This is a genomic window from Haemophilus influenzae, from assembly GCF_900475755.1.
In the GTDB taxonomy this organism is placed as follows: domain Bacteria; phylum Pseudomonadota; class Gammaproteobacteria; order Enterobacterales; family Pasteurellaceae; genus Haemophilus; species Haemophilus influenzae_D.
Genome location: NZ_LS483411.1, coordinates 215,358 through 236,103, shown reverse-complemented (window position 1 = coordinate 236,103; position 20,746 = coordinate 215,358). Strand labels below are relative to the sequence as shown.

At 39.1% G+C, this 20,746-nt stretch carries 18 protein-coding genes and 1 pseudogene; 6 read left to right on the top strand and 13 right to left on the bottom strand.

From position 1 onward, the window contains the following. Positions 1–87: 87 nt before the first annotated feature. From tnaC to truD, 6 genes are all read right to left on the bottom strand, one after another. Complete coding sequence (gene tnaC, locus DQN24_RS09260) at positions 88–168, bottom strand: tryptophanase leader peptide (RefSeq protein WP_074031114.1); 81 nt, start codon at positions 166–168, stop codon at positions 88–90. Between the two features lie 199 nt (positions 169–367). Beyond that, the gene (gene nlpD, locus DQN24_RS01195; protein ID WP_111691053.1) at positions 368–1,585 is read right to left on the bottom strand and encodes a murein hydrolase activator NlpD; all 1,218 of its coding nucleotides are present in this window, start codon (positions 1,583–1,585) and stop codon (positions 368–370) included. 23 nt (positions 1,586–1,608) lie between these two features. Beyond that, complete coding sequence (locus DQN24_RS01190; RefSeq protein ID WP_005654318.1) at positions 1,609–1,794, bottom strand: hypothetical protein; 186 nt, start codon at positions 1,792–1,794, stop codon at positions 1,609–1,611. 8 nt (positions 1,795–1,802) lie between these two features. Beyond that, the gene (locus DQN24_RS01185; protein ID WP_050846519.1) at positions 1,803–2,381 is read right to left on the bottom strand and encodes a YqaA family protein; all 579 of its coding nucleotides are present in this window, start codon (positions 2,379–2,381) and stop codon (positions 1,803–1,805) included. 8 nt (positions 2,382–2,389) lie between these two features. Next, positions 2,390–3,139 (bottom strand): 5'/3'-nucleotidase SurE, encoded by a 750-nt coding sequence (surE, locus tag DQN24_RS01180; protein WP_021034643.1) that lies wholly within the window; start codon positions 3,137–3,139, stop codon positions 2,390–2,392. 9 nt (positions 3,140–3,148) lie between these two features. Continuing rightward, positions 3,149–4,168 carry a tRNA pseudouridine(13) synthase TruD gene (gene truD / locus DQN24_RS01175; RefSeq protein ID WP_111695269.1) on the bottom strand — a complete coding sequence of 340 codons (1,020 nt, stop codon included), beginning with the start codon at positions 4,166–4,168 and terminating at the stop codon, positions 3,149–3,151. A gap of 108 nt (positions 4,169–4,276) precedes the next feature. Between truD and rraB the strand changes: the two genes are divergently transcribed. The 5 genes from rraB (at position 4,277) to ppx (ending at position 12,699) form a co-directional block, all read left to right on the top strand. Continuing rightward, positions 4,277–4,741 carry a ribonuclease E inhibitor RraB gene (gene rraB, locus DQN24_RS01170; protein WP_111695268.1) on the top strand — a complete coding sequence of 155 codons (465 nt, stop codon included), beginning with the start codon at positions 4,277–4,279 and terminating at the stop codon, positions 4,739–4,741. Positions 4,742–4,820: 79 nt separating this feature from the next. Continuing rightward, positions 4,821–5,381 (top strand): peptidylprolyl isomerase, encoded by a 561-nt coding sequence (gene slyD / locus DQN24_RS01165; protein ID WP_105894840.1) that lies wholly within the window; start codon positions 4,821–4,823, stop codon positions 5,379–5,381. 147 nt (positions 5,382–5,528) lie between these two features. Then, positions 5,529–7,265 (top strand): autotransporter assembly complex protein TamA, encoded by a 1,737-nt coding sequence (locus tag DQN24_RS01160; RefSeq protein ID WP_111695267.1) that lies wholly within the window; start codon positions 5,529–5,531, stop codon positions 7,263–7,265. Between the two features lie 9 nt (positions 7,266–7,274). Continuing rightward, a complete protein-coding gene (locus tag DQN24_RS01155; protein WP_111695266.1) occupies positions 7,275–11,162 on the top strand; it encodes a translocation/assembly module TamB domain-containing protein in 3,888 nt (1,295 codons plus the stop codon). Positions 11,163–11,169: 7 nt separating this feature from the next. Next, positions 11,170–12,699: an exopolyphosphatase gene (gene ppx, locus DQN24_RS01150; protein ID WP_111695265.1), complete on the top strand. Its 1,530-nt coding sequence runs from the start codon at positions 11,170–11,172 to the stop codon at positions 12,697–12,699. A 63-nt stretch (positions 12,700–12,762) separates the two neighbouring features. Here ppx and DQN24_RS01145 read toward each other — a convergent pair whose 3' ends face one another. The 3 genes and pseudogenes from DQN24_RS01145 to DQN24_RS01135 all read right to left on the bottom strand — a co-directional run. Next, complete coding sequence (locus DQN24_RS01145) at positions 12,763–13,446, bottom strand: rRNA large subunit pseudouridine synthase E (RefSeq protein ID WP_111695264.1); 684 nt, start codon at positions 13,444–13,446, stop codon at positions 12,763–12,765. A 166-nt stretch (positions 13,447–13,612) separates the two neighbouring features. Further along, positions 13,613–14,437: a lipoprotein e(P4) gene (hel, locus tag DQN24_RS01140; protein WP_011272171.1), complete on the bottom strand. Its 825-nt coding sequence runs from the start codon at positions 14,435–14,437 to the stop codon at positions 13,613–13,615. Between the two features lie 125 nt (positions 14,438–14,562). Then, positions 14,563–14,700: pseudogene (locus tag DQN24_RS01135) on the bottom strand (glycerophosphodiester phosphodiesterase); the annotation flags it as partial. Positions 14,701–14,721: 21 nt separating this feature from the next. On the opposite strand from DQN24_RS01135, the gene gpt reads away from it, so the two are divergent. Next, on the top strand, positions 14,722–15,189 hold the full coding sequence (gene gpt / locus DQN24_RS01130; protein ID WP_054249346.1) for a xanthine phosphoribosyltransferase: 468 nt from the start codon (positions 14,722–14,724) through the stop codon (positions 15,187–15,189). Positions 15,190–15,272: 83 nt separating this feature from the next. On the opposite strand, the gene glpK is transcribed toward gpt, so the two are convergent. The 4 genes from glpK to glpT all read right to left on the bottom strand — a co-directional run bounded on the left by glpK (position 15,273) and on the right by glpT (position 20,467). Continuing rightward, positions 15,273–16,784 (bottom strand): glycerol kinase GlpK, encoded by a 1,512-nt coding sequence (gene glpK / locus DQN24_RS01125; RefSeq protein WP_005650776.1) that lies wholly within the window; start codon positions 16,782–16,784, stop codon positions 15,273–15,275. 20 nt (positions 16,785–16,804) lie between these two features. After that, positions 16,805–17,599, bottom strand: a complete 795-nt coding sequence (locus tag DQN24_RS01120) for an MIP/aquaporin family protein (RefSeq protein WP_005650778.1) — start codon at positions 17,597–17,599, stop codon at positions 16,805–16,807. Between the two features lie 228 nt (positions 17,600–17,827). After that, complete coding sequence (gene glpQ, locus DQN24_RS01115) at positions 17,828–18,922, bottom strand: glycerophosphodiester phosphodiesterase (RefSeq protein WP_110430672.1); 1,095 nt, start codon at positions 18,920–18,922, stop codon at positions 17,828–17,830. A 102-nt stretch (positions 18,923–19,024) separates the two neighbouring features. Next, entirely contained in the window at positions 19,025–20,467 is a 1,443-nt protein-coding gene (gene glpT / locus DQN24_RS01110; protein WP_111695263.1) for a glycerol-3-phosphate transporter, read from the bottom strand. Positions 20,468–20,746 lie beyond the last annotated feature (279 nt).

Sequence of the window (20,746 nt, the reverse complement as noted above, 5' to 3'; positions counted from 1 at the left end):
AGCAAAATCCCCAAAAATTAATTTGCTTAGTTTAAATAAAAAATGATTTTCTAAAATGAAAACACTTTGATGGTTAATAAGAAAGGATTAATAAATTATGGGAAAATAAAAAGATAATCTTGGATCAACAAGAACCCAAGTTTGGTTAGGAGAGAGCAAGTTGAGCATATTAAACTCCTTTTAAGAGAAGAGAAACTTAATAAAACTTAACACTGACTTCTAACTACGAAGCATTATCAGAATAATATAAAATTTAACATTGTCATCTATTATTTTTTGATTTTGTGATACTCCTCACAGAATATTTTTAATAAAAAAGTGCGGTAAAAATTTGTTGAGATTTTTTACCGCACTTTTTAAAGAGATCTTAACGTTTTGGTAGATAACGCACTGGATCTACTGATTTGCCTTTGTAGCGAATTTCAAAGTGGAGTTTCACGGTATTTGTACCAGAGCTACCCATTTTTGCGATGTCTTGACCAGCTTTGACTTCTTGTTGATCAGCGACAAGAATTTTGTCGTTATGCGCATAAGCACTTAAGAAATCATCATTATGTTTGATGATGATTAAATTACCGTAACCACGTAAAGCATTGCCAGCATACACTATTCGCCCTGCTGCAGCCGCTTTTACAGCTTGTCCTCGTGAACCGCTAATATCAATCCCTTTGTTACCGCCATCTGTGCTTGAGAAACCTTGAATAATATTACCTGAAGTCGGCCATTGCCACGCAACATTTGAGGCGATTGGTGCAACGACATTTGCATTAATCGGTGTGCTATTCGCATTATTTACAGATGATGTAACCTGTGTTGATGAAGTTGCCACAGATACACTAGACGATATGCCAGCCTCTGATTTAATGGGGCCAATAATAGTACCGTCAGATCCTATTTGAGTACCGTTTGCGCCCGGAGTATAAGTGACGGCTGGTTTAGCTGGCATTGCTGTTGATGCCGTGACTGCAGGTTGTTTTACAGAAACCGTTGTAGTAACCGTTTTTGTGCCACAATTAGAAATCTTTAAAACTTGCCCTAAACTTAAATTATAAGGTTCGGATAGGTTATTCAACGCTGCCAATTCTTTTACATCAATTCCTGCTAAGTAAGCAATCAAGAACATTGTATCGCCTTTGTTTACTTTATAGGTATTGCCTTTGTAAGAGCCTTTTGAAATTTTGCTGTAATCTGGCGCATTGGTATTTGGATTACGTGGGATATTAATATGCTGTCCATCTACACAATCAGCAATTGTTTTGGTAACTGTTTTTGTTTGTACTGTCGGCACGCTAACTACCGTTTTCGGAGAGGGTTGAAATGCAGGTTGCGCAGGTGCTGTTGGCATTGCTGGTTGTTGATTAATCGGTTGAAAATTTGGTTGTGGCGTGACCATATTTCCCATTGTAGGTAATGAATTTTTTTGAATTTCAGGTTGCCAAGCACCACCTACATTACTGCCATTTACAGATTGCACTACACTAGGGGAAAGATTTCCATCTGCATCAGAAATAGGTGCAGGAGAATTAGAGGTACAAGCCGATAATACAACAAGACTTAAAGGGAGTAAGAGAAACGATTTGTTCATAGTTATTCCTTATTGTTCCGTTATTATTTCATTTGTGTTGGTATCGTATTTTTTTGAATTTCTGGCATAAAACTACCGCCAGCAACGGCACCTGTGCCTTCTACTGGTTGCATAATGCCATTTGGTAATGCATCTGGATCTTTAACTGGTTCTGATGCACATCCAACCAAAAGAAATCCAGCTACTAAAACAAGACTTAATTTGTTCATTTTCTATCCTAGTTTTTCAGTATAAAGTAAGCGATGACAGCCAGTACAACCACTGACCAGCCAATAATCTCAATAGATTTTCGCAATTTTGCTGCGAATTTCTCCCCACCCCATGCGGCTAATTTTGCCACCAGCAAGAAACGCGCTAAACGTGAAATAAATGCGGTGATGACAAAAGGGAAAAATGCCATTTGCATCACGCCAGAGCAGAGCGTAAACACCTTGTAAGGAATTGGGCTAAAACCTGCCACAAACACAACTAATACGCCCCATTGCTTAAACCAACTGACGGCTTTTGCCCAATGCACAGCATATCCCCATTGTTGTACAATGTTTTCCACCCAGTCCGTTGCATAAAAACCAATTGCATAACCAATCACTCCACCGATGACAGAAGCAATTGCCGTATAAAATGCAAATTTAACTGCACTTTTAGGCTTTGACATAGACATTGGGATCAACATCACATCGGGCGGAATAGGAAAAAATATCGCCTCGATAAAACTGACAAAAGAGAGCCAAAAAACAGCAAAACGATGTTTTGACCATTCCATCGTTTTATCGTACATCGTGCTGAAAATTTTCATATTTTTCTCTATTTGGTAAATTCCTGATCTAACCAATTTTGTAAAGAAAGCAATGAATGATGCGCGGTAAGATCCGCTTGAATTGGCGTAATAGACACATAGCCATTCTTCACTGCATAAAAATCTGTTCCCTCGCTTTCATCTTCGGGTAATGCTGAAGGACCAATCCAATAAATGGTTTCATCACGCGGATCTCTTTGTTTAATCACTTCAACGGAAGATGAACGATAACCCAATCGACATACTTTATACCCTTTTAATTCTTCAAAAGGTAAGTCTGGTACATTGATGTTAATCACTTCACGAGGGTTTAATAATTGATGCTGTAATTTAGGAATAAGATCACATACCACTCGCGCTGCTGTTTCATAATGCTGACGACCATCTAACGAAACCGCAATAGCGGGCAAACCTAAATGACGCCCCTCAAGGGCAGCAGCCAAAGTGCCAGAATAAATCGTATCATCGCCCATATTACAACCTGCATTAATGCCTGACACCACTAGATCTACTTGACCAGATAAAAATCCGTTTAACGCTAAATGTACGCAATCTGCTGGTGTGCCGTTCACACAATAATCGCCATTGTCTAAATGGCGTGGGCGAAGTGGCTCCACTAATGTGAGCGAGCTAGATGCTGCACTTCGATTACGATCAGGGGCAACAACAATGACTTTTGCAATTTTTCTTAATTCCGTTGCTAAAACCTGAATGCCTTCCGCGTGAAAACCATCATCATTACTGACTAAAATTCGCATTGTACTTCCTTATGCTTCTGTGTAATTTACTAACTCACGAACTAATGCCGTGGCATAACTGCCTGCTGGCAAATAAAATTTTAAACGTAAGCCTTCTGGCTCAAATGCCCAAGAAAACCCTTTTGCTTTCATCAATAATGGGCGACGCGCAGCCTTCATTCTTTCTTGTTTCATTAAAGGATCGAAAACTGAATGTTGATTTACGATTTCATTTTCAATATCGCTTGCTGCCAAAATATCTTCGCCAATTAAAGGGGCAGTAAGCAAAATATCTTGATTTTCTAACCGCACTTGCAAGGCATTTAAGTCTTCTTTTTCATCCGCTTTGAACCAACTATGCGAACCTGCTAATTGCACAATATCATTTGGTAAAACTTGATTTGTTGCGCCCTTTGCAATACGTGCTGCCACAACTAAATTAAAAATTTCACTACGTGCGGCGGAAAGATAAAAACTGCGTTTTTTGCGATCTTTTACCTTGATTTCCCCTTGAGCCCAACGCAATGCTTGCGTGAGGTTGTGACCATCCCGACCAAAACGTTGTTCCGTAAAATAATTGGGGAAACCAAAATTTGCCACAAAATCCAACCGCGCTTTAAGCTCATCAGATTCTTCTGCACCACGTAATAAAATATCGAAATAATTTCCCTCAAGGCTACCCGTGCGAATTTTTCGGTTATGTCGAGTAACCGTTAAAATCTCTACGCCATCTAATTCAAATTGACTGAAATCGGGCGTTTTCATTCCTGGCATTTGCAAGCAAAACCATTGTTCTGTCACCGCTCGACGATCTTTCAACCCTGCATATCCCATATTGCGTTCAGAAACACCGGCAAATTTAGCTAATTTTTCGCCAACAAATAAGGTATTGCAATCTGTTTTACGTACATACAACGCAACAAACTCTCCATCGCCCGACATTTCATAGCCTAAATGCTCTTTTACAATAAAATCCGCGCATTCAGCCTTTAAAAGTGCGGTGGTTTTTGGCGGAGTTTTTAATGTCAAATAAGGGAGTTGTTCGAGCATAGTTAAGGGCTCTTTTTTATCGAAAATAATTGTGCGAAATTCTATGCGACTTTTCGTGATTTATCCACTAAAATAACCGCACTTTTGTTCTTGTTGAAGGATTTTATTATGTCAAAATTGGCTGAATTACAAGCAGAAACCCGTGAAATTATCGAAGATTTACTTAATGATGGCAGTGATCCAAATGCGCTTTACATTATTGAGCATCACATCGCACACCACGATTTTGATTTGTTAGAAAAAATCGCCGTAGATGCGTTTAAAGCTGGTTATGAAGTGTCCGAAGCAGAAGAATTTAAAGATGATGATGGCAGCCCAATTTTCTGCTTTGACATTATCAGTGAAGTAGAATTAAAAGCGGAAATTATTGATGCTCAACAAAAAAAAATCCTTCCATTATTAGAAAAACATAAAGGCATTTATGATGGTTGGGGAACTTATTTTGAAGACCCAAATGCTGCTCACGATGAATACGGCGATGATGTGGAATTTTTTGATGCTGATGACGATGAATACGGCGATGATGGGGAATTTTTTGATGATGATGAAGAAGAAGAGACTCGTGTGCATTAATCCTTAAAGCCTTGCGCGCGGAATAATTTTCGCTACAATGGTACGACTTTTTTAACCGATTTTTTATAAGGAAAACATAATGAAAGTAGCAAAAAATGTAGTGGTGAGCATTGCTTACCAAGTTCGCACACAAGATGGCGTATTGGTCGATGAAGCACCAGCGAATCAACCACTAGAATATTTACAAGGTCACAATAATTTAGTAACCGGTCTTGAAAAAGCACTTGAAGGTAAAGAAGTAGGCGACAAATTTGAAGTACGCGTTCAACCTGAAGAAGGTTACGGTGCATACAGCGAAAATATGGTTCAACGTGTACCAAAAGATGTATTCCAAGGTGCCGATGAACTTGAAGTGGGCATGCGTTTCTTAGCGGATACTGACATTGGCCCAGTTCCAGTAGTGATTACTGAAATCGATGGCGATGAAGTTGTAGTTGATGGAAATCACATGTTAGCGGGTAAAGAATTACACTTCACCGTTGAAGTTGTCGCAACACGTGAGGCAACGTTAGAAGAAATCGCACACGGTCACGTTCACGGTGCGCACAGCCACGATGATGACGAAGAAGGCCACAGTTGTGGCTGTAGCGGTCATCATCACGAACATAATCACGGCAGCTGTGGTTGTGGCGGTCACTAATTAAAACAGCTCAAAAATTTACCGCACTTTAGCAATGAAGTGCGGTATTTCTTTATTAAAACCAGACAAAATCTGTTGAAAATCTTGGATCCTGTCGAACTTCTCGGTAGACTATAGGGCAATACACTCAAAACGTTTAGTCCTAAAATGAATAAAACACTGCTAAAACTTACCGCACTTTTTTTAGCATTAAATTGCTTTCCTGCCTTTGCTGAACAAACCGTTGATATTGAAGTTCAAGGCATCCGTGGTTTCCGTGCTGTTCGTAATACGGATCTCAATGTTCATCTAATTAATAAAGAAGAAATGGATGGCTCCGAACGCTATCAACATTTGGTAACCAAAGCCGTGGATCGTGGTTTGCGTGTGTTTGGTTATTATGATTCTTCCGTGCGTTTTGAACGAAAACAGCGTCAAGGCAAACGCGATTTATTGATTGCACAGGTTACACCAGGCGAGCCAACAAAAATTGCAGGCACTGATGTACAAATTGAGGGAGAAGCGGCACAAGATGAAAATTTTAATGCATTGCGTAAAAACTTACCGAAAGATGGCGTTTTGGTTGAACACCAAACTTACGATGATTACAAAACAGCGATCTCACGTTTAGCATTAAATCGAGGATATTTTGATGGGGAATTTAAAATTTCACGTTTAGAAATTAGCCCAGAAACCCATCAAGCATGGTGGCGAATGTTATTTGATAGCGGCGTTCGTTATCATTATGGTAATATAACTTTTAGCCATTCACAAATCCGCGACGATTATCTCAATAATATTCTTAACATAAAATCTGGCGATCCATATTTAATGAATAATTTGTCGGATTTAACTAGCGATTTTTCATCTTCAAATTGGTTTAATTCAGTTTTAGTTCAACCTAATATCAATCATAAAAGTAAAACGGTAGATATAGACATTATTCTTTATCCACGTAAAAAAAATGCGATGGAACTCGGTGTGGGCTTTGCCACTGATGGCGGTGTACACGGACAAATAGGCTGGACAAAACCTTGGATTAATAGCCGAGGACATAGTTTGCGTTCAAATCTTTATCTCTCTGCACCGAAACAAACTCTAGAAGCCACTTATCGAATGCCTCTGCTTAAGAACCCATTAAATTATTACTATGATTTTTCTGTCGGTTGGGAAGGGGAAAAAGAGAACGATACCAATACGAGAGTGCTTACGTTGTCAGCGTTACGTTATTGGAATAATGCGCGTGGTTGGCAATATTTTGGCGGACTTCGTGCAAGATACGATAGTTTTACACAAGCGGATATCACTGATAAAACCTTACTTCTTTATCCAACTGTTGGATTTACTCGCACTCGATTACGTGGTGGTTCCTTTGCCACTTGGGGTGATGTGCAAAAAATTACTTTTGATTTAAGCAAACGAATTTGGCTATCAGAATCTTCTTTTATAAAAGTGCAAGCATCAAGCGCGTGGATTCGTACTTATGCAGAAAATCATCGTATCGTTGCTCGTGCTGAAATCGGGTATTTACATACAAAAGATATTGAAAAAATTCCGCCTACACTGCGTTTCTTTGCTGGTGGCGATCGTAGTGTGCGCGGTTATGGCTATAAAAAAATCGCGCCCAAAAATAAAAATGGGAAATTGGTGGGTGGCTCACGTTTGCTGACAGGTTCTTTAGAATATCAATATCAAGTTTATCCAAATTGGTGGGCGGCAACCTTTGCAGATAGTGGATTAGCCGCTAATGATTACACAGCAAAAGATCTGCGTTATGGCGCAGGCGTTGGTGTGCGTTGGGCATCCCCAGTGGGTGCGATTAAATTTGATATTGCCACACCCATTCGCGATAAAGATAACAGCAAAAATATTCAATTTTACATTGGACTTGGTACAGAAATTTAAGGTGAATTTATGACAGAACAAACACAACCATCAGAAACTTCACCAAAACAAGCAAATAAAAAACACTGGGTACGCAAAGTTATTTGTATTGGAAGTGCGGTCATTTTTATACCTGTTTTAGGTGTTGCTGGGGCAATTTCTTTCGATGCGGGACAAAAAAGTTTAATTCAACTAGCCGACAAAATGCTCGATAGTTTTTCTGTTGAGCAAATTGAAGGCGGATTACAAAATGGCTTGGTGTTAAAGAATGTTCGTTATCAAACTGCTGGGATTGATACACATATTGCACAAGCACGTTTACAGCTCGATTTTGGTTGTTTGCTTTCACGTGAAGTTTGTTTACGAGACTTTACTCTAAATAAACCGACGATTGCGATTAATACCGCATTGCTACCGCCATCAACGCCTGATAATCCCAAGTCTAGCCCGATGAAGCGCATTTCCTTGCCAATTGGTATCAATGCAGAAAATTTAGTGGTGCAAGATTTATCCGTAAATGTTGATCAGACTAATATTACGCTTGGAAATTTTAAAAGTGCGGTAAGTTTAAATAATGAAAAAGGCTTAACTATTGCGCCGACTGAAATTAACGATATTTCAGTGATTGCAAAAAAATTGCCTGAAGTTAAACCTGAGCTGAAAGCCAAACAACCGAATAAACCTGTAGATTGGGCTGCGATTGAGCAATCTTTAACGCCCGCTTTTTTAGGCAATGTATCAGAAATCATTCTTCCTTTTGATTTACATATTCCTGAAATTTCAGGCAAAAACTGGCAGTATCAAGCAGTCAATGAAAAAGGCGAAACGCTTCAATCTATTGAAATCCCAAGCCTGATTGCACAGGCGGATACCGTCGATAACCAACTGCAATTACAAAAATTATCGGTTGAAAGTTCGCTCGGTAATCTTTATTCACAAGGTAAATTACAACTTGATGGCGATATGCCACTAGATTTAACCTTAAAATCCCATTTGGAGCCGTTGAAATCCGCTGGAAAAGAAATTCTGCCAGAGAGTGATGTGGATCTTACGCTTTCGGGAACATTGAAAAAATCCACCGCACTTTCTTTAAAAACAAAAGGCGTATTAGATGCTGAACTGAATGGCGAAGTGCAATTAGCACAAGACAAAATGCCCTTAAACCTCACATTAAATGTGGCAAAAGGACAATACGCTTTTGTAAACACAATGGCACCACTCAAAATTAATGATGTGACACTTAAACTCACGGGGGATTTACTGAATTATCACGCCGAATTTAAGGGCAATGTGGCAGGAATGAATTATATTCCCGCATCTCAAGTAGACTTTAATGCCGACGGCAAACTTTATGAAGTCACCGTAAATAAATTGAGGATAGCTTCATTAGACGGTAAAAGTGAATTTGTGGGTAATGCAAATTGGAAAAATAGTGCAAACTGGGATATTCAAGCCGATTTAGAAAAAATGAATATTGGTTTTTTTGTTCCAGTTATGCCTGCCATATTATCGGGTAAATTACATTCTCGCGGTTTTGCGGACTCTCAAGGTTGGCAAGTGGAAGTGCCTACAGCTGATTTAAATGGAATATTGTCTGCAAAACCAATTAGCTTGAAAGGTTCTGCAACGCTTAATCAAAATGTACTTCTAACCGTGCCTGATTTACAGATTAGATATGGCGAAAATTATCTTAAAGCCAGTGGCGTATTAGATGATCATTCTGATTTTGTGCTAGATATAGATGCACCAAATTTACGTGGCTTATGGTCAGATTTAAAAGGGCGAGTGGATGGTCGTGTAGCGATTTCTGGTCAAATTACGACACCTAATCTTGATCTTGATTTAACTTCATCCAATTTACATTTACAAGGTTTTCAGTTAGCCAAAGCAAGTATAAAAGGCCATATAAACAATACCCCACTCTCGAGTGGAAAATTGAATATTAAAGCAGAACAACTTCATTATGGCGAAAATATTAAATTCCATTTACTTGATCTTGATTTATCAGGCGATGAACAAAATCACAAACTAATCCTAAAATCCCAAGGTGAGCCTGTTGCTGCAAATTTACAAATTAACGGACATTTTGACCGCACTTTGGAACAGTGGAAAGGCACACTTTCCCAAGCAAAATTCGATACCCCGATTGGCGATGTAAAATCTAACCAAGCGATTGCGGTGTCTTACGATAACAAACAAACACAAGCCAATATTGCCGCACATTGCTGGCAAAACACAGATATAGAATTATGTTTCCCACAAGCATTCAATGCAGGCAAGCAAGGCAATATTCCTTTCCAATTCAAACGTGTTAATTTGGATTTAATGAATAAACTTATCGAACAAGATAGCCTCAAAGGAAACTTGCAAGTGCAAGGTAATGTGGCTTGGTTTACGGATAAACCATTCCAATTTAGCACAAAAGTAGATGGCAATCATTTAGCTTTCTCTCAAAAATTGGATTACCGCACGTTTAAATTAGATATTCCAAAATTAACCCTTAATGCCGACATTCAAAATAATAATTTGGTTTTAAAAACAGACATCAATTTGCATAATCAAGGCAGAATTGTAGGCGATATTCGTTTAAATGATTTTGTTAAAACTCGCCAACTTGGCGGAACCCTTGCGATAGAACGATTAAACTTGTCGATCGCAAATCAGCTACTTACTAGCGGTGAATCAGTGAATGGTAAGGTAGTCTCGAAGTTGAGTTTCGGCGGGAATTTAGAGAAACCATTATTAAATGGTGACTTCAATATTCGTAATATTCGTACCAAATTGAAATCTATGCCAGTCAATATTACTGATGGCGATATTGCCCTACGTTTCAATGGTAACCGTTCAACATTGCAAGGGAAAATCGAAACAGTAGATAGTCACTTAAACTTAACTGGACGTGCAAACTGGGCTAATATTGAACATTGGACGACAGAATTGAATGCACAAGCAAATAATTTCAACGTGGATATTCCATCTATGGCAAAACTACGTTTCAGTCCAGATATCACGATAAAAGCCAATCCTAAGGAATTGAATTTAAGCGGAACAGTGGATATTCCTTGGGCGCGTATTAAAATTGACAGTCTGCCAGATACTGCTGAGCCAGTCAGCGAAGATGAAGTGATTTTAAACGGCCCGCACAAGAGCAAAGAAGAACTGATTAAACGTGAATTTGCCGCAAAAACGAAATCAGGAATGGATATTCGCTCTGATTTACGCATCAATATTGGTAAAGACGTCAGCCTTGATGCCTATGGCTTAAAAACCAATCTTGATGGTTTACTTTCTGTGAAACAAGACAAAGGCAATTTAGGTTTATTCGGGCAAATCAATTTAACCAAAGGTCGCTATGCTTCTTTCGGACAAGATTTACTCATTCGTAAAGGGCTTATTAGTTTTTCTGGGCAAGCGGCACAACCTACGTTGAATATTGAGGCTATTCGTAATCCTGAAACAATGGAAGACAGCAAAATTACTGCTGGAGTGAGAGTGATTGGCATAGCCGATAGCCCAGAAGTCACTATTTTCAGTGAACCAAGCAAACCACAAGATCAAGCACTTTCTTATTTATTAACAGGTCGTTCGTTAGAAAGTAGCGGTGAAGCTGGCTCCAGTGGTTCGATTGGCGCAGCATTGATTGGTTTAGGCATTTCAAAGAGCGGTAAATTAGTGGGCAGTATTGGCGAAGTTTTTGGTATTCAAGACTTAAACCTTGGTACATCTGGCGTGGGCGATAAATCTAAGGTTACAGTAAGTGGAAATATTACCAATCGCTTACAAATAAAATATGGCGTAGGTTTATTTGATGGTTTAGCAGAAGTCACCTTACGTTATCGCCTAATGCCACAGCTTTATTTTCAATCCGTTTCTAGCACAAACCAAGTGTTTGATTTGCTTTATAAATTTGAATTTTAGGAATGTTATGAATGACGCTATTTTAGAACCCAAGCATCGTGGCAATGTACGTGAAATTGCCGCGATTGATCTTGGCTCAAACAGCTTTCATATGATTGTTGCACGCATTGTAAACGGCTCAATCCAAGTGCTTTCGCGCTTAAAACAAAAAGTTAAACTCGCGGAAGGTTTAGACGAAAATGCCGTGCTTAATCAAGAGGCTATCACGCGTGGCGTGAATTGCTTAGCCTTATTTGCTGAACGTTTACAAGGTTTTTCCGTTGAAAATGTCAATGTAGTTGGCACTTATACCTTACGCAGAGCCATCAATAATGATGAATTTTTACGTCAAGCAGCCAAAGTTTTCCCCTATCCCATTAATATTATTAGTGGGCAAACGGAAGCTAAAACCATCTACGCAGGCGTATGCCATACTCAACCAGAAAAAGGCAGAAAGCTTGTTATAGATATTGGTGGTGGTTCGACAGAAATGATCATCGGCGATGATTTCACACCGCTTATGGCTGAAAGCCGCCACATGGGATGTGTGAGTTTTGCGACTCAATTTTTTACCGATGGCGTCATTTCTCCAGAAAACTTTCAACGCGCGCGTCAAAGTGCGGTCAATAAAATCGAAGATTTAGGCTTTGAATATCGCAAATTAGGTTGGCAATCTGTGCTAGGTTCATCGGGGACGATTAAAACTGTAGCGCAAGTCATTTCGACTAATCTTGATCCAAATGGAACCATTACAGCCGAGCGATTAAATGCTTTAATTGAGCAAACGCTACAAGCGAAGCATTTTACTGAGCTAAATATTAACGGTTTAAACCAAGACCGCATAGATGTTTTTGTACCGGGTTTAGCGATTTTAAGTGCGGTATTTGAAGTCTTTCATATTCAACAAATGCGCTATTCTGACGGTGCATTGCGTGAAGGTGTCATTTACAGTCTTGAGAAAAACTTCCAAGTTGCAGATATTCGAGCACGCACAGCTTGGGGATTAAGTGAACAATTCAATATTGACCAAGCCCAAGCTCATCGCGTTGCGGATAGTGCAAATTTACTCAGCGCGCAATATCAAAATTGGCAATCGACAGAATTTATTGAAGAAATGCGCGAAATCCTGCTTTGGGCAGCGCGCTTGCATGAAGTAGGCATTGTGATTAATCACAAAGGTTTACAAAAACATTCAGCGTATATCTTACAAAATATGGAATTACCTGGGTTTGATCGTGAACAGCAACGTTTGCTTACCGCGTTAGTACGTTGGCATATTGGCACGATTAAACCTGCTGAATTTTTTAAATTTGCACGTTATAGCGAGCAAGATGTGATGGCTTTAATGCGATTGCTTCGTCTTGCGGTTATTCTCAATAAATCCCGTCAAGCAACAGAAACAGCAAAAAATTTCACCCTTGAAACGCTCCGCACTTTAAATGATTGGACATTGAATTTTGAAAGCGGATACTTAGACCGTAACCCGTTAATTTGGAATGAATTGCGAGCTGAAAGTAATCTTCTGAAAGAGTTTGAAAGCAGTTTAGTTTTTTATTAATTATCTTTCTGCTTAATGTTTATGAGCGAAAAATTTAGGGCAAACGAAATACTTGCCCTATTTTTATAATTTGACGGTCTGAAATAATACTTTTATTTCATCCAATGATAATAATCTAAATGAGCCATTTGCTAATCCATCAATAGATAATGAGCCCTGACTTACTCTCACTAATCGTAAGGTGGGGAAGCCAATATGCGCAGTCATTCTCCGCACTTGGCGGTTGCGCCCTTCACTAATTTTAATTTCTAACCAGCTTGTGGGAATATTTTTTCTCTCTCGGATAGGCGGATTGCGTTGCCATAAATCTGGCTCTGAAATTAACCGCACTTGAGCCTGTTTAGTCATACCATCTTTGAGTTCTACACCCTTTCTGAGTTGTGCTAAATCGGTTTCTTCAGGGATACCTTCCACTTGCACCCAATAAGTTTTTTCTGTTTTAAATTTTGGATCAGTCAAACGATGTTGTAATTCGCCATTATTGGTTAAAATCAGTAACCCTTCACTGTCTCTATCTAATCGACCTGCCGCATAAACATTTGGAATTGAGATAAAATCTTTTAAAGTGGCACGCCCTTGTTCGTCGGTAAATTGCGTGAGTACATCAAAAGGTTTATTGAATAACACAACTTTGGTTTCATCCAACGACAACGTTTTGGGTTTTAATTTTGGTTTAAAAGTGCGGTGAAAATTAACCGCACTTTTTCCTTTAAACGGCAATTTCCCCACTGAAAAATTCTTCTTCATTGAATTAGATTTCTATTTTGAAAGATTTGTAACATCATAACAAAACTTCAGCCTGTAGTAATGATGATTACTTGAGTGAACCTGAAAAACTAAAAAGGCTAAGCCAGTAAAAACTGAGCTTAGCCCCAAACTAAATTATATTTAAATTGGTTTTTTTAATGGAAAATTATTTACCATCCCAAGCTTGTACTGCATCTAAACGAGCTTTGATTTGGCCTTGTGTATCTTTTTTGAAATACCCTTCAGCTAAACCGCCTTCCCAGCCACCGTAGTTTGCGTTAGGTAACATGATGAAAGTTTTACCAAATTTGCCTTGGTTTTGATCAACGAATGCACGGCGGTCAGCGTTTAATTTGCCATATACGGTATTACCGAAGTCATCTAAGTTATCGCCTACATAAAGTACGATTTCATAGCCTTGTTTTTCAATTTCTGCAAAACGAGCCGCTTTAGCTGATTTGTCTTTTTTCAAATAAAATGCAGATTCTTCCACGCCATTGAAACCTAAGCGTTTCATATCATCAATAGTGCCTGCTTTTTCAGAGCTGTCTTTGCGGTTTGTTACGTAGAACACTTTACCTTTGTGGCTGTTTACATAATTATTAAATTCTACCGCACCCGGAACAGCACGAGATTGACGTGCGTCTACCCAACGAGTCCAATCTTTACCATCGAATGGTTTGTTATTTTGAACTTGCCAGCCAGCATAAGGGCTGTTGTCTAACATAGTTTCATCTAAATCAGCCACAACCGCTTTTTTCTTACCTTTTGCCACTTTTGCGTGATCAAATGCAACTTTTGCCGCATTGTACGCTTGATAAGCTAATGCTTTATATTCGCCAGAATCTTGCATCCAGTTTAAGCCAAGAACAGCTTGTTGTTGTAATTGCATATTTGCTTGTTCTTCTGATTTCATTTGGTGTGCACCACAGCCAGCTAAGACAAGAGCAGAAAGAGCCGTAAGTGCGGTCATTTTTAACGTTGTTTTCATATTATGTTCCTATTCATTAAGGATATAGTAAGTCTTTCTGAAAAACACTTTTCAATTGAAAAGATAATTTCATCATAGACGGCATTAATAACCGTAAGTAAACTTACCTACGGTTATAATAGAAATTATTTTATTCCTTTTAAGAATTCCACGCAAGTATCTGGGAAATCAGTAAATACACCTGTTACCCCTGATTTATTCAATAAGGCATCATACATTTTATTTACGTCTGTGAAAAACGCGGGTAGTGCATCTTTACGCAAAATTTAAACTAAGGTGCAATTATGAGCGAAAAATATGTGGTAACTTGGGATATGTTTCAAATGCATGCCCGAAAATTATCAGAACGTTTACTTCCAGCTTCTCAATGGAAAGGTATTATTGCGGTGAGTCGCGGTGGTTTATTTCCAGCGGCTGTATTGGCTCGTGAATTGGGTCTTCGTCATATTGAAACCGTTTGTATCGCAAGTTATCACGATCATAACAACCAGGGAGAACTACAAGTTCTTCATGCAGCCCAAGTGCCAAATGGTGGCGAAGGATTTATCGTGGTAGATGATTTAGTTGATACGGGTAATACTGCGCGTGCGATTCGTCAAATGTACCCTAATGCAAAATTTGTCACTGTATTTGCAAAACCTGCAGGTACGGAATTAGTAGATGATTACGTGATTGATATTCCACAAAACACTTGGATTGAGCAACCTTGGGATTTAGGTTTAACCTTTGTGCCACCTCTCTCTAGAAAATAATTTTTATACAGATACAGAATAAAAGAGCGGTCAAAATAAAAGAAGTTTTGACCGCTCTTTTTGTATGAGAATTAATTTATAAATTATTCTTCATCTTCTTTTGCCCATTCTAATGAGCGTTTAACTGCTTTTTTCCAGCCTTTGTAGCGACGTTCACGTTTTTCATTGTCGCTGTCTGGGCTGAAAGTGCGTTCTACACGGGCTTTATCGCGAAGCTCGTCTAAATCTTTCCAGAAGCCTGTTGCTAAACCAGCAAGATAAGCTGCACCTAGAGCGGTCACTTCTTTCACAACTGGGCGCTCTACATTTACATCTAAAATGTCAGCTTGGAATTGCATTAAGAAGTTATTGTTTGTCGCACCACCATCTACACGGAGATATTGTAATCGTTCACCCGAATCTGATTGCATAGCCTCTAAGACATCACGGGTTTGGTAAGCAATAGATTGTAAGGTTGCTCGAACAATATGATTACAGTTTGCACCGCGAGAAAGACCAAAAATCGCACCGCGCGCATATGGATCCCAATATGGTGCACCTAAGCCTGTGAAAGCTGGAACAACATATACGCCATTACTATCAGTCACTTTTTGTGCAAAGTATTCAGAGTCAAAACTATCGTGAACAATTTTGAGTTCATCACGGAGCCATTGGATTGATGCACCCGCGATAAATACTGAACCTTCTAAGGCATATTCTGGTTCGCCTTTTGCATTACAAGCAATGGTTGTGAGTAGTCCATTTTTGGATGTAATAGCTTTGTTACCCGTGTGGAGTAACATAAAGCAACCTGTGCCGTAAGTGTTTTTGGCTTGGCCTGCATGTACGCAAAGATGTCCGTAAAGAGCGGCTTGTTGGTCACCAGCAATCCCTGCAACAGGAATACGCACACCACCTTTACCACCGATATTGGTTTGGCCGTAAATTTCAGAAGAATTACGTACTTCAGGTAATATTGAACGAGGAATATTCAAGATTTCAAGCATCTTGTCATCCCATTGTTTAGTATGGATGTTAAATAACATGGTACGAGATGCGTTGGTATAATCGGTTACGTGCACTCGGCCTTGAGTCAATTTCCATACAAGCCAAGTATCAACGGTACCAAATAATAATTCGCCTCGTTCAGCTTTTTCTCGTGCGCCTTCAACGTTATCCAAAATCCATTTTACTTTTGTACCAGAGAAGTAAGGGTCAACCACTAAGCCTGTGGTATTACGAATATATTCTTCATAACCATCGGCTTTTAATTTATCGGTAATGTCTGCAGTACGGCGGCATTGCCAAACGATAGCGTTGTAAACAGGTGTACCCGTTGATTTTTCCCATACAATGGTGGTTTCACGTTGGTTGGTGATACCGATAGCAGCGATTTCATCAGATGTAATGCCCGATTTTGCAACGACTTCGTTTAAGGTTGAGCTTTGAGTTGCCCAAATTTCCATTGGGTTATGTTCTACCCAACCAGCTCGAGGGTAGATTTGGGTAAATTCACGTTGTGCAATTTCAACCACATTCGCATTATGATCTAATAATACTGCGCGAGAGCTTGTTGTGCCTTGGTCTAATGCAATGATGTATTTTTTGTCTGTCATAGTATTACTCCTTCAAATAATTATTCGCAGCCGCAATTACAAGGTAAATTGCCGCCAATTGCTTTTTTGTATAACCATGCACCAGCTAATGCGCCTAAAACAGGTGCAACCATTGGAACGATAAAATAAGGGACTTCGCGTCCGCCAGTTAAAGCGAGTTCGCCCCAGCCAGCGAGATAAGCAAAGAATTTTGGTCCGAAGTCACGTGCTGGATTCATGGCAAAACCAGTTAATGGTCCCATAGCACCACCAATAACGGCTATCAAGATACCGATTAATAATGGGGCAAGTGGACCACGAGGTACTCCGTTTCCATCGTCAGTTAATGCCATAATTAATGCCATAAGAATTGCAGTAATCACGAATTCCACAGCAAAGGCGCCACCAATGCTTAAACTTGGATGAGGATAAGTGGAGAATGTACCCGCAAGGCTTAAACTTTCTTGTGTACCACGAACAATATTGTGGGCTGTTTCATAATCGATAAAAACATTGCGGTATAAGGCATAAACTAATGCGGCAGCAAAGAATGCGCCGAGCATTTGTGAAATGATGTAAGGAATTACTTTTTTGCCATCAAAGCAAGCAAATTTCCAAAGGGCAATGGTTACTGCAGGGTTTAAATGTGCGCCAGATAACCCCGCTGTTGCATATACTGCAAGTGCAACGCCCATCCCCCACATAATGCTGATTTCCCACAAGCCAAAACTAGCGCCTGCTACTTTTAGTGCTGCAACGCAGCCCACACCAAAGAAAATCAATAAGGCTGTACCTAAAAACTCGCCAATACAGTTCGCTTTTAATGATTTATCCATAGATCACTCCTTAGAAGTTCGGTTGAAATGAAGAGTGTTTTCCCTAAGTAAAGGGGAAGAATTTATTAAAAAAGAATACGGAGTGTTTTGAAATAGCCTCCTTATTTGAATTCTAGGTTAGAACACCTAGATTGATTATGATGTTACTCTGTTAGAGTAGATTTTTAGTTTCTACGATATAGAAACCTAGTTAACCGTGGGTATGTTTACCTACGGTTATAATAGAAATTATTTTATTCCTTTTAAGAATTCCACGCCAGTATCTGGGAAATCAGTAAATACACCTGTTGCCCCTGATTTATTCAATAAGGCATCATACATTTGATTTACGTCTGTGAAAAACGCAGGTAGTGCATCTTTACGCACGGTGTAAGGATGCACTTCCACATTATATTGTGCAAGTTCTTTTACCAACGGAGTGTACACAATATTATCAGGTTTGGATTCTTCTTTATTAACTAACATATACCAACCTGGGCCAACACCATCGGCATATTTAACCACTTCTGCCATTGCACCAGGTTTAAACATCCAATCGTAATTATAGTTTACCCAATAACCCTTTGAATCTTTTTCTTGTGTTTCTTTCCAATCTGTATAAGCAATTAATTGAACTAATTTCAAATCCATACCCATTTGTGGAAGTAATTCCGTTTTGATACGTTTTAATTCATTAAAATCGAAAGTTTGTAAGTAAACCATATCGGTTTTCTTATCATAGCCATATTTTTTTAACACTTTGAGCGTTTCAGCAGCAATATCTTTGCCATTTTGATGGTGGAACCAAGGTGCTTTGATTTCTGGATAAATCCCTACTTTTTTGCCCGTCGATTTTTCTAAACCTTGAATAAATTCAATTTCATCTTCAAAGGTGTGAATACGGAAATGGGATTGCCAAAGGGGGAAACGATTAGGATAAACTTGTGTCTGTTTGCCATCTTTGGTTTCAAAGTTTTCTGTCATTTCTAAACTTTGAATTTCTTTTAAGGTAAAGTCGATGACATAGTAACGACCATCTTTACGGTGACGATGTGGGAATTTTTTCGCAACATCAGTCAAGCCATCTAAAAAGTGATCGTGAATAACCACTAAACGACCATCCTTAGTCATTGCTAAATCTTGCTCTAAGTAATCAGCGTGCTGTGCAAACGCAAGTGCTTTAGATTCTAACGTATGCTCTGGTAAATAACCGCTAGCACCACGATGAGCAATGATGATTTTGTCAGATTTCATTTGGGTATTTGCCATGCTTGATGAATGGCTGCTACAACCTGCAAGTACGCCGGTTGCTAATAAAGAAAGGGCTAAAGTTTTAAGTTTCATAAGTATTTTCTCCTTGAGAGTGCGGTAAATTTTTATGGAGTTTTTAGATTTTAGTTACAAAAAAGGCGACTAAGCATTTGCCCACCGCCTTTTTTAAGCTAATTATTTAGTACCGTAAGTATCGCCTAATTTCGCTTTGTGTTTTCCTTCTTCAACCATTACGATTAAGAGTAATAACACCGCTAATACGCCACCGCCGATCATTACGTAGAAACCACCGTCCCATCCATAATGTTGAGCAGCCCAACCGATAACTGCTGATGCAGAAACTGTACCACCTAAGTAACCGAATAAACCGGTGAAACCTGCTGCAGTACCTGCTGCTTTTTTCGGTGCTAACTCAAGCGCATGTAAACCGATTAACATTACAGGACCATAGATTAAGAAACCGATTAAAGTCATTAATACGAAGTCAGTTAATTGGTATGGGTTTTGATACCATGTGCTGTAGTTCGCTAATTCAGCTTCTGGTGTCGCAGGATTCATCCAGTATGCAACAACTGCTGCAGTGGTTAAGATCATGAAGATGAAACCAGTTAAACCACGTTTACCTTTGAATACTTTATCTGATACCCAACCACATAATAACGTACCTGGAACCGCTGCTAATTCATAGATTGTGTATGCCCATGCGGTACCTTTGATGTTGAAGTGTTTTACTTCACTTAAGTAAACCGGAGACCATTTTAATACACCGTAGCGGATTAAATAGACGAACACGTTAGCAATCGCGATATACCATAACAATTTGTTTTTTAATACATAAGTTACGAAGATTTCTTTTGCAGTTAAATCGTTTTCGTAAGTTTTTTCGTTATAGTCATCTGGGTAGTCATTACGCCATTTTTCGATTGATGGTAAACCACAAGATTGTGGAGTATCACGCATCACGAAGTACACAGGAATTGCACAGATCATTGCTGCAATACCAGGGTAGTATAAAGATTGTTGCCAGATGTCTTTTGCTTGTGCTTCAATACCGTGAGTGCTGAAGAAAATTGCACTTGCTAATAGCACCATCGCACCCGGCACCATACCACCGATATTGTGCGCCGTATTCCAAATTGACACGATAGTACCGCGTTCAGATTTAGACCACCAATGCACCATAGTACGACCACATGGAGGCCAACCCATACCTTGGAACCAACCATTTAAGAAGATCATCGCCCACATGATAGCGATGCCAGAGGTTGCCCATGGGAATAGACCCATTAAGGTCATACATAAACCAGAGAGCAATAAACCAAATGGTAAGAATACACGAGGGTTAGAACGGTCAGACATACTTGCCATAACGAATTTTGATAAACCGTAAGCAAGACCAGCCGCTGAGCCGATAACACCTAGTTCCGCTTTTGAGTACAAGCCAGCTTGAATTAAACCTGGTTGTGCTAAGTCAAAGTTTGCACGCACAAAATAATATGCAGCATAACCGAAGAAGATCCCTGCAAACACTTGCCAACGTAAGCGTTTATACGTGGAATCAATTTTTTCCGCTGGAAGTTCCGCAATATGCGGAGCGGGTTTGAATGGTCCAAACATAATTTTTTCTCCAACTTTTTAATTATGTGTCATCTAAATTTACCCTTTTGAAACAGTAAGGGATTTGCGAATCATAAAAGAAAATAAAAAATAAGAAAGTAAAAAAAATCAAAAATTTGAAGTGTTTCACAAAATTTTTACACCGCTTGAGCGAATGCGAAAATTATTGTGATCAATATCACAAAATAGTTTTCTTTTACGCTCAAAATGTTGTTAATTTTGCCGCACTTCTCTACAATGATTACACTTTTTATATTATTTTTTATTACATTTTGGGAA

What these genes read in the sequence shown, in the direction of transcription:
- truD (WP_111695269.1), bottom strand. Translation starts at nt 4,168, where the DNA reads ATGCTCGAACAACTCCCTTATTTGACATTAAAAACTCCGCCAAAAACC.
- DQN24_RS01120 (WP_005650778.1), bottom strand. Translation starts at nt 17,599, where the DNA reads ATGGATAAATCATTAAAAGCGAACTGTATTGGCGAGTTTTTAGGTACA.
- tnaC (WP_074031114.1), bottom strand. Translation starts at nt 168, where the DNA reads ATGCTCAACTTGCTCTCTCCTAACCAAACTTGGGTTCTTGTTGATCCA.
- slyD (WP_105894840.1), top strand. Translation starts at nt 4,821, where the DNA reads ATGAAAGTAGCAAAAAATGTAGTGGTGAGCATTGCTTACCAAGTTCGC.
- DQN24_RS01185 (WP_050846519.1), bottom strand. Translation starts at nt 2,381, where the DNA reads ATGAAAATTTTCAGCACGATGTACGATAAAACGATGGAATGGTCAAAA.
- DQN24_RS01155 (WP_111695266.1), top strand. Translation starts at nt 7,275, where the DNA reads ATGACAGAACAAACACAACCATCAGAAACTTCACCAAAACAAGCAAAT.
- ppx (WP_111695265.1), top strand. Translation starts at nt 11,170, where the DNA reads ATGAATGACGCTATTTTAGAACCCAAGCATCGTGGCAATGTACGTGAA.
- DQN24_RS01145 (WP_111695264.1), bottom strand. Translation starts at nt 13,446, where the DNA reads ATGAAGAAGAATTTTTCAGTGGGGAAATTGCCGTTTAAAGGAAAAAGT.
- glpK (WP_005650776.1), bottom strand. Translation starts at nt 16,784, where the DNA reads ATGACAGACAAAAAATACATCATTGCATTAGACCAAGGCACAACAAGC.
- hel (WP_011272171.1), bottom strand. Translation starts at nt 14,437, where the DNA reads ATGAAAACAACGTTAAAAATGACCGCACTTACGGCTCTTTCTGCTCTT.
- glpT (WP_111695263.1), bottom strand. Translation starts at nt 20,467, where the DNA reads ATGTTTGGACCATTCAAACCCGCTCCGCATATTGCGGAACTTCCAGCG.
- glpQ (WP_110430672.1), bottom strand. Translation starts at nt 18,922, where the DNA reads ATGAAACTTAAAACTTTAGCCCTTTCTTTATTAGCAACCGGCGTACTT.
- DQN24_RS01160 (WP_111695267.1), top strand. Translation starts at nt 5,529, where the DNA reads ATGAATAAAACACTGCTAAAACTTACCGCACTTTTTTTAGCATTAAAT.
- rraB (WP_111695268.1), top strand. Translation starts at nt 4,277, where the DNA reads ATGTCAAAATTGGCTGAATTACAAGCAGAAACCCGTGAAATTATCGAA.
- gpt (WP_054249346.1), top strand. Translation starts at nt 14,722, where the DNA reads ATGAGCGAAAAATATGTGGTAACTTGGGATATGTTTCAAATGCATGCC.
- surE (WP_021034643.1), bottom strand. Translation starts at nt 3,139, where the DNA reads ATGCGAATTTTAGTCAGTAATGATGATGGTTTTCACGCGGAAGGCATT.
- nlpD (WP_111691053.1), bottom strand. Translation starts at nt 1,585, where the DNA reads ATGAACAAATCGTTTCTCTTACTCCCTTTAAGTCTTGTTGTATTATCG.
- DQN24_RS01190 (WP_005654318.1), bottom strand. Translation starts at nt 1,794, where the DNA reads ATGAACAAATTAAGTCTTGTTTTAGTAGCTGGATTTCTTTTGGTTGGA.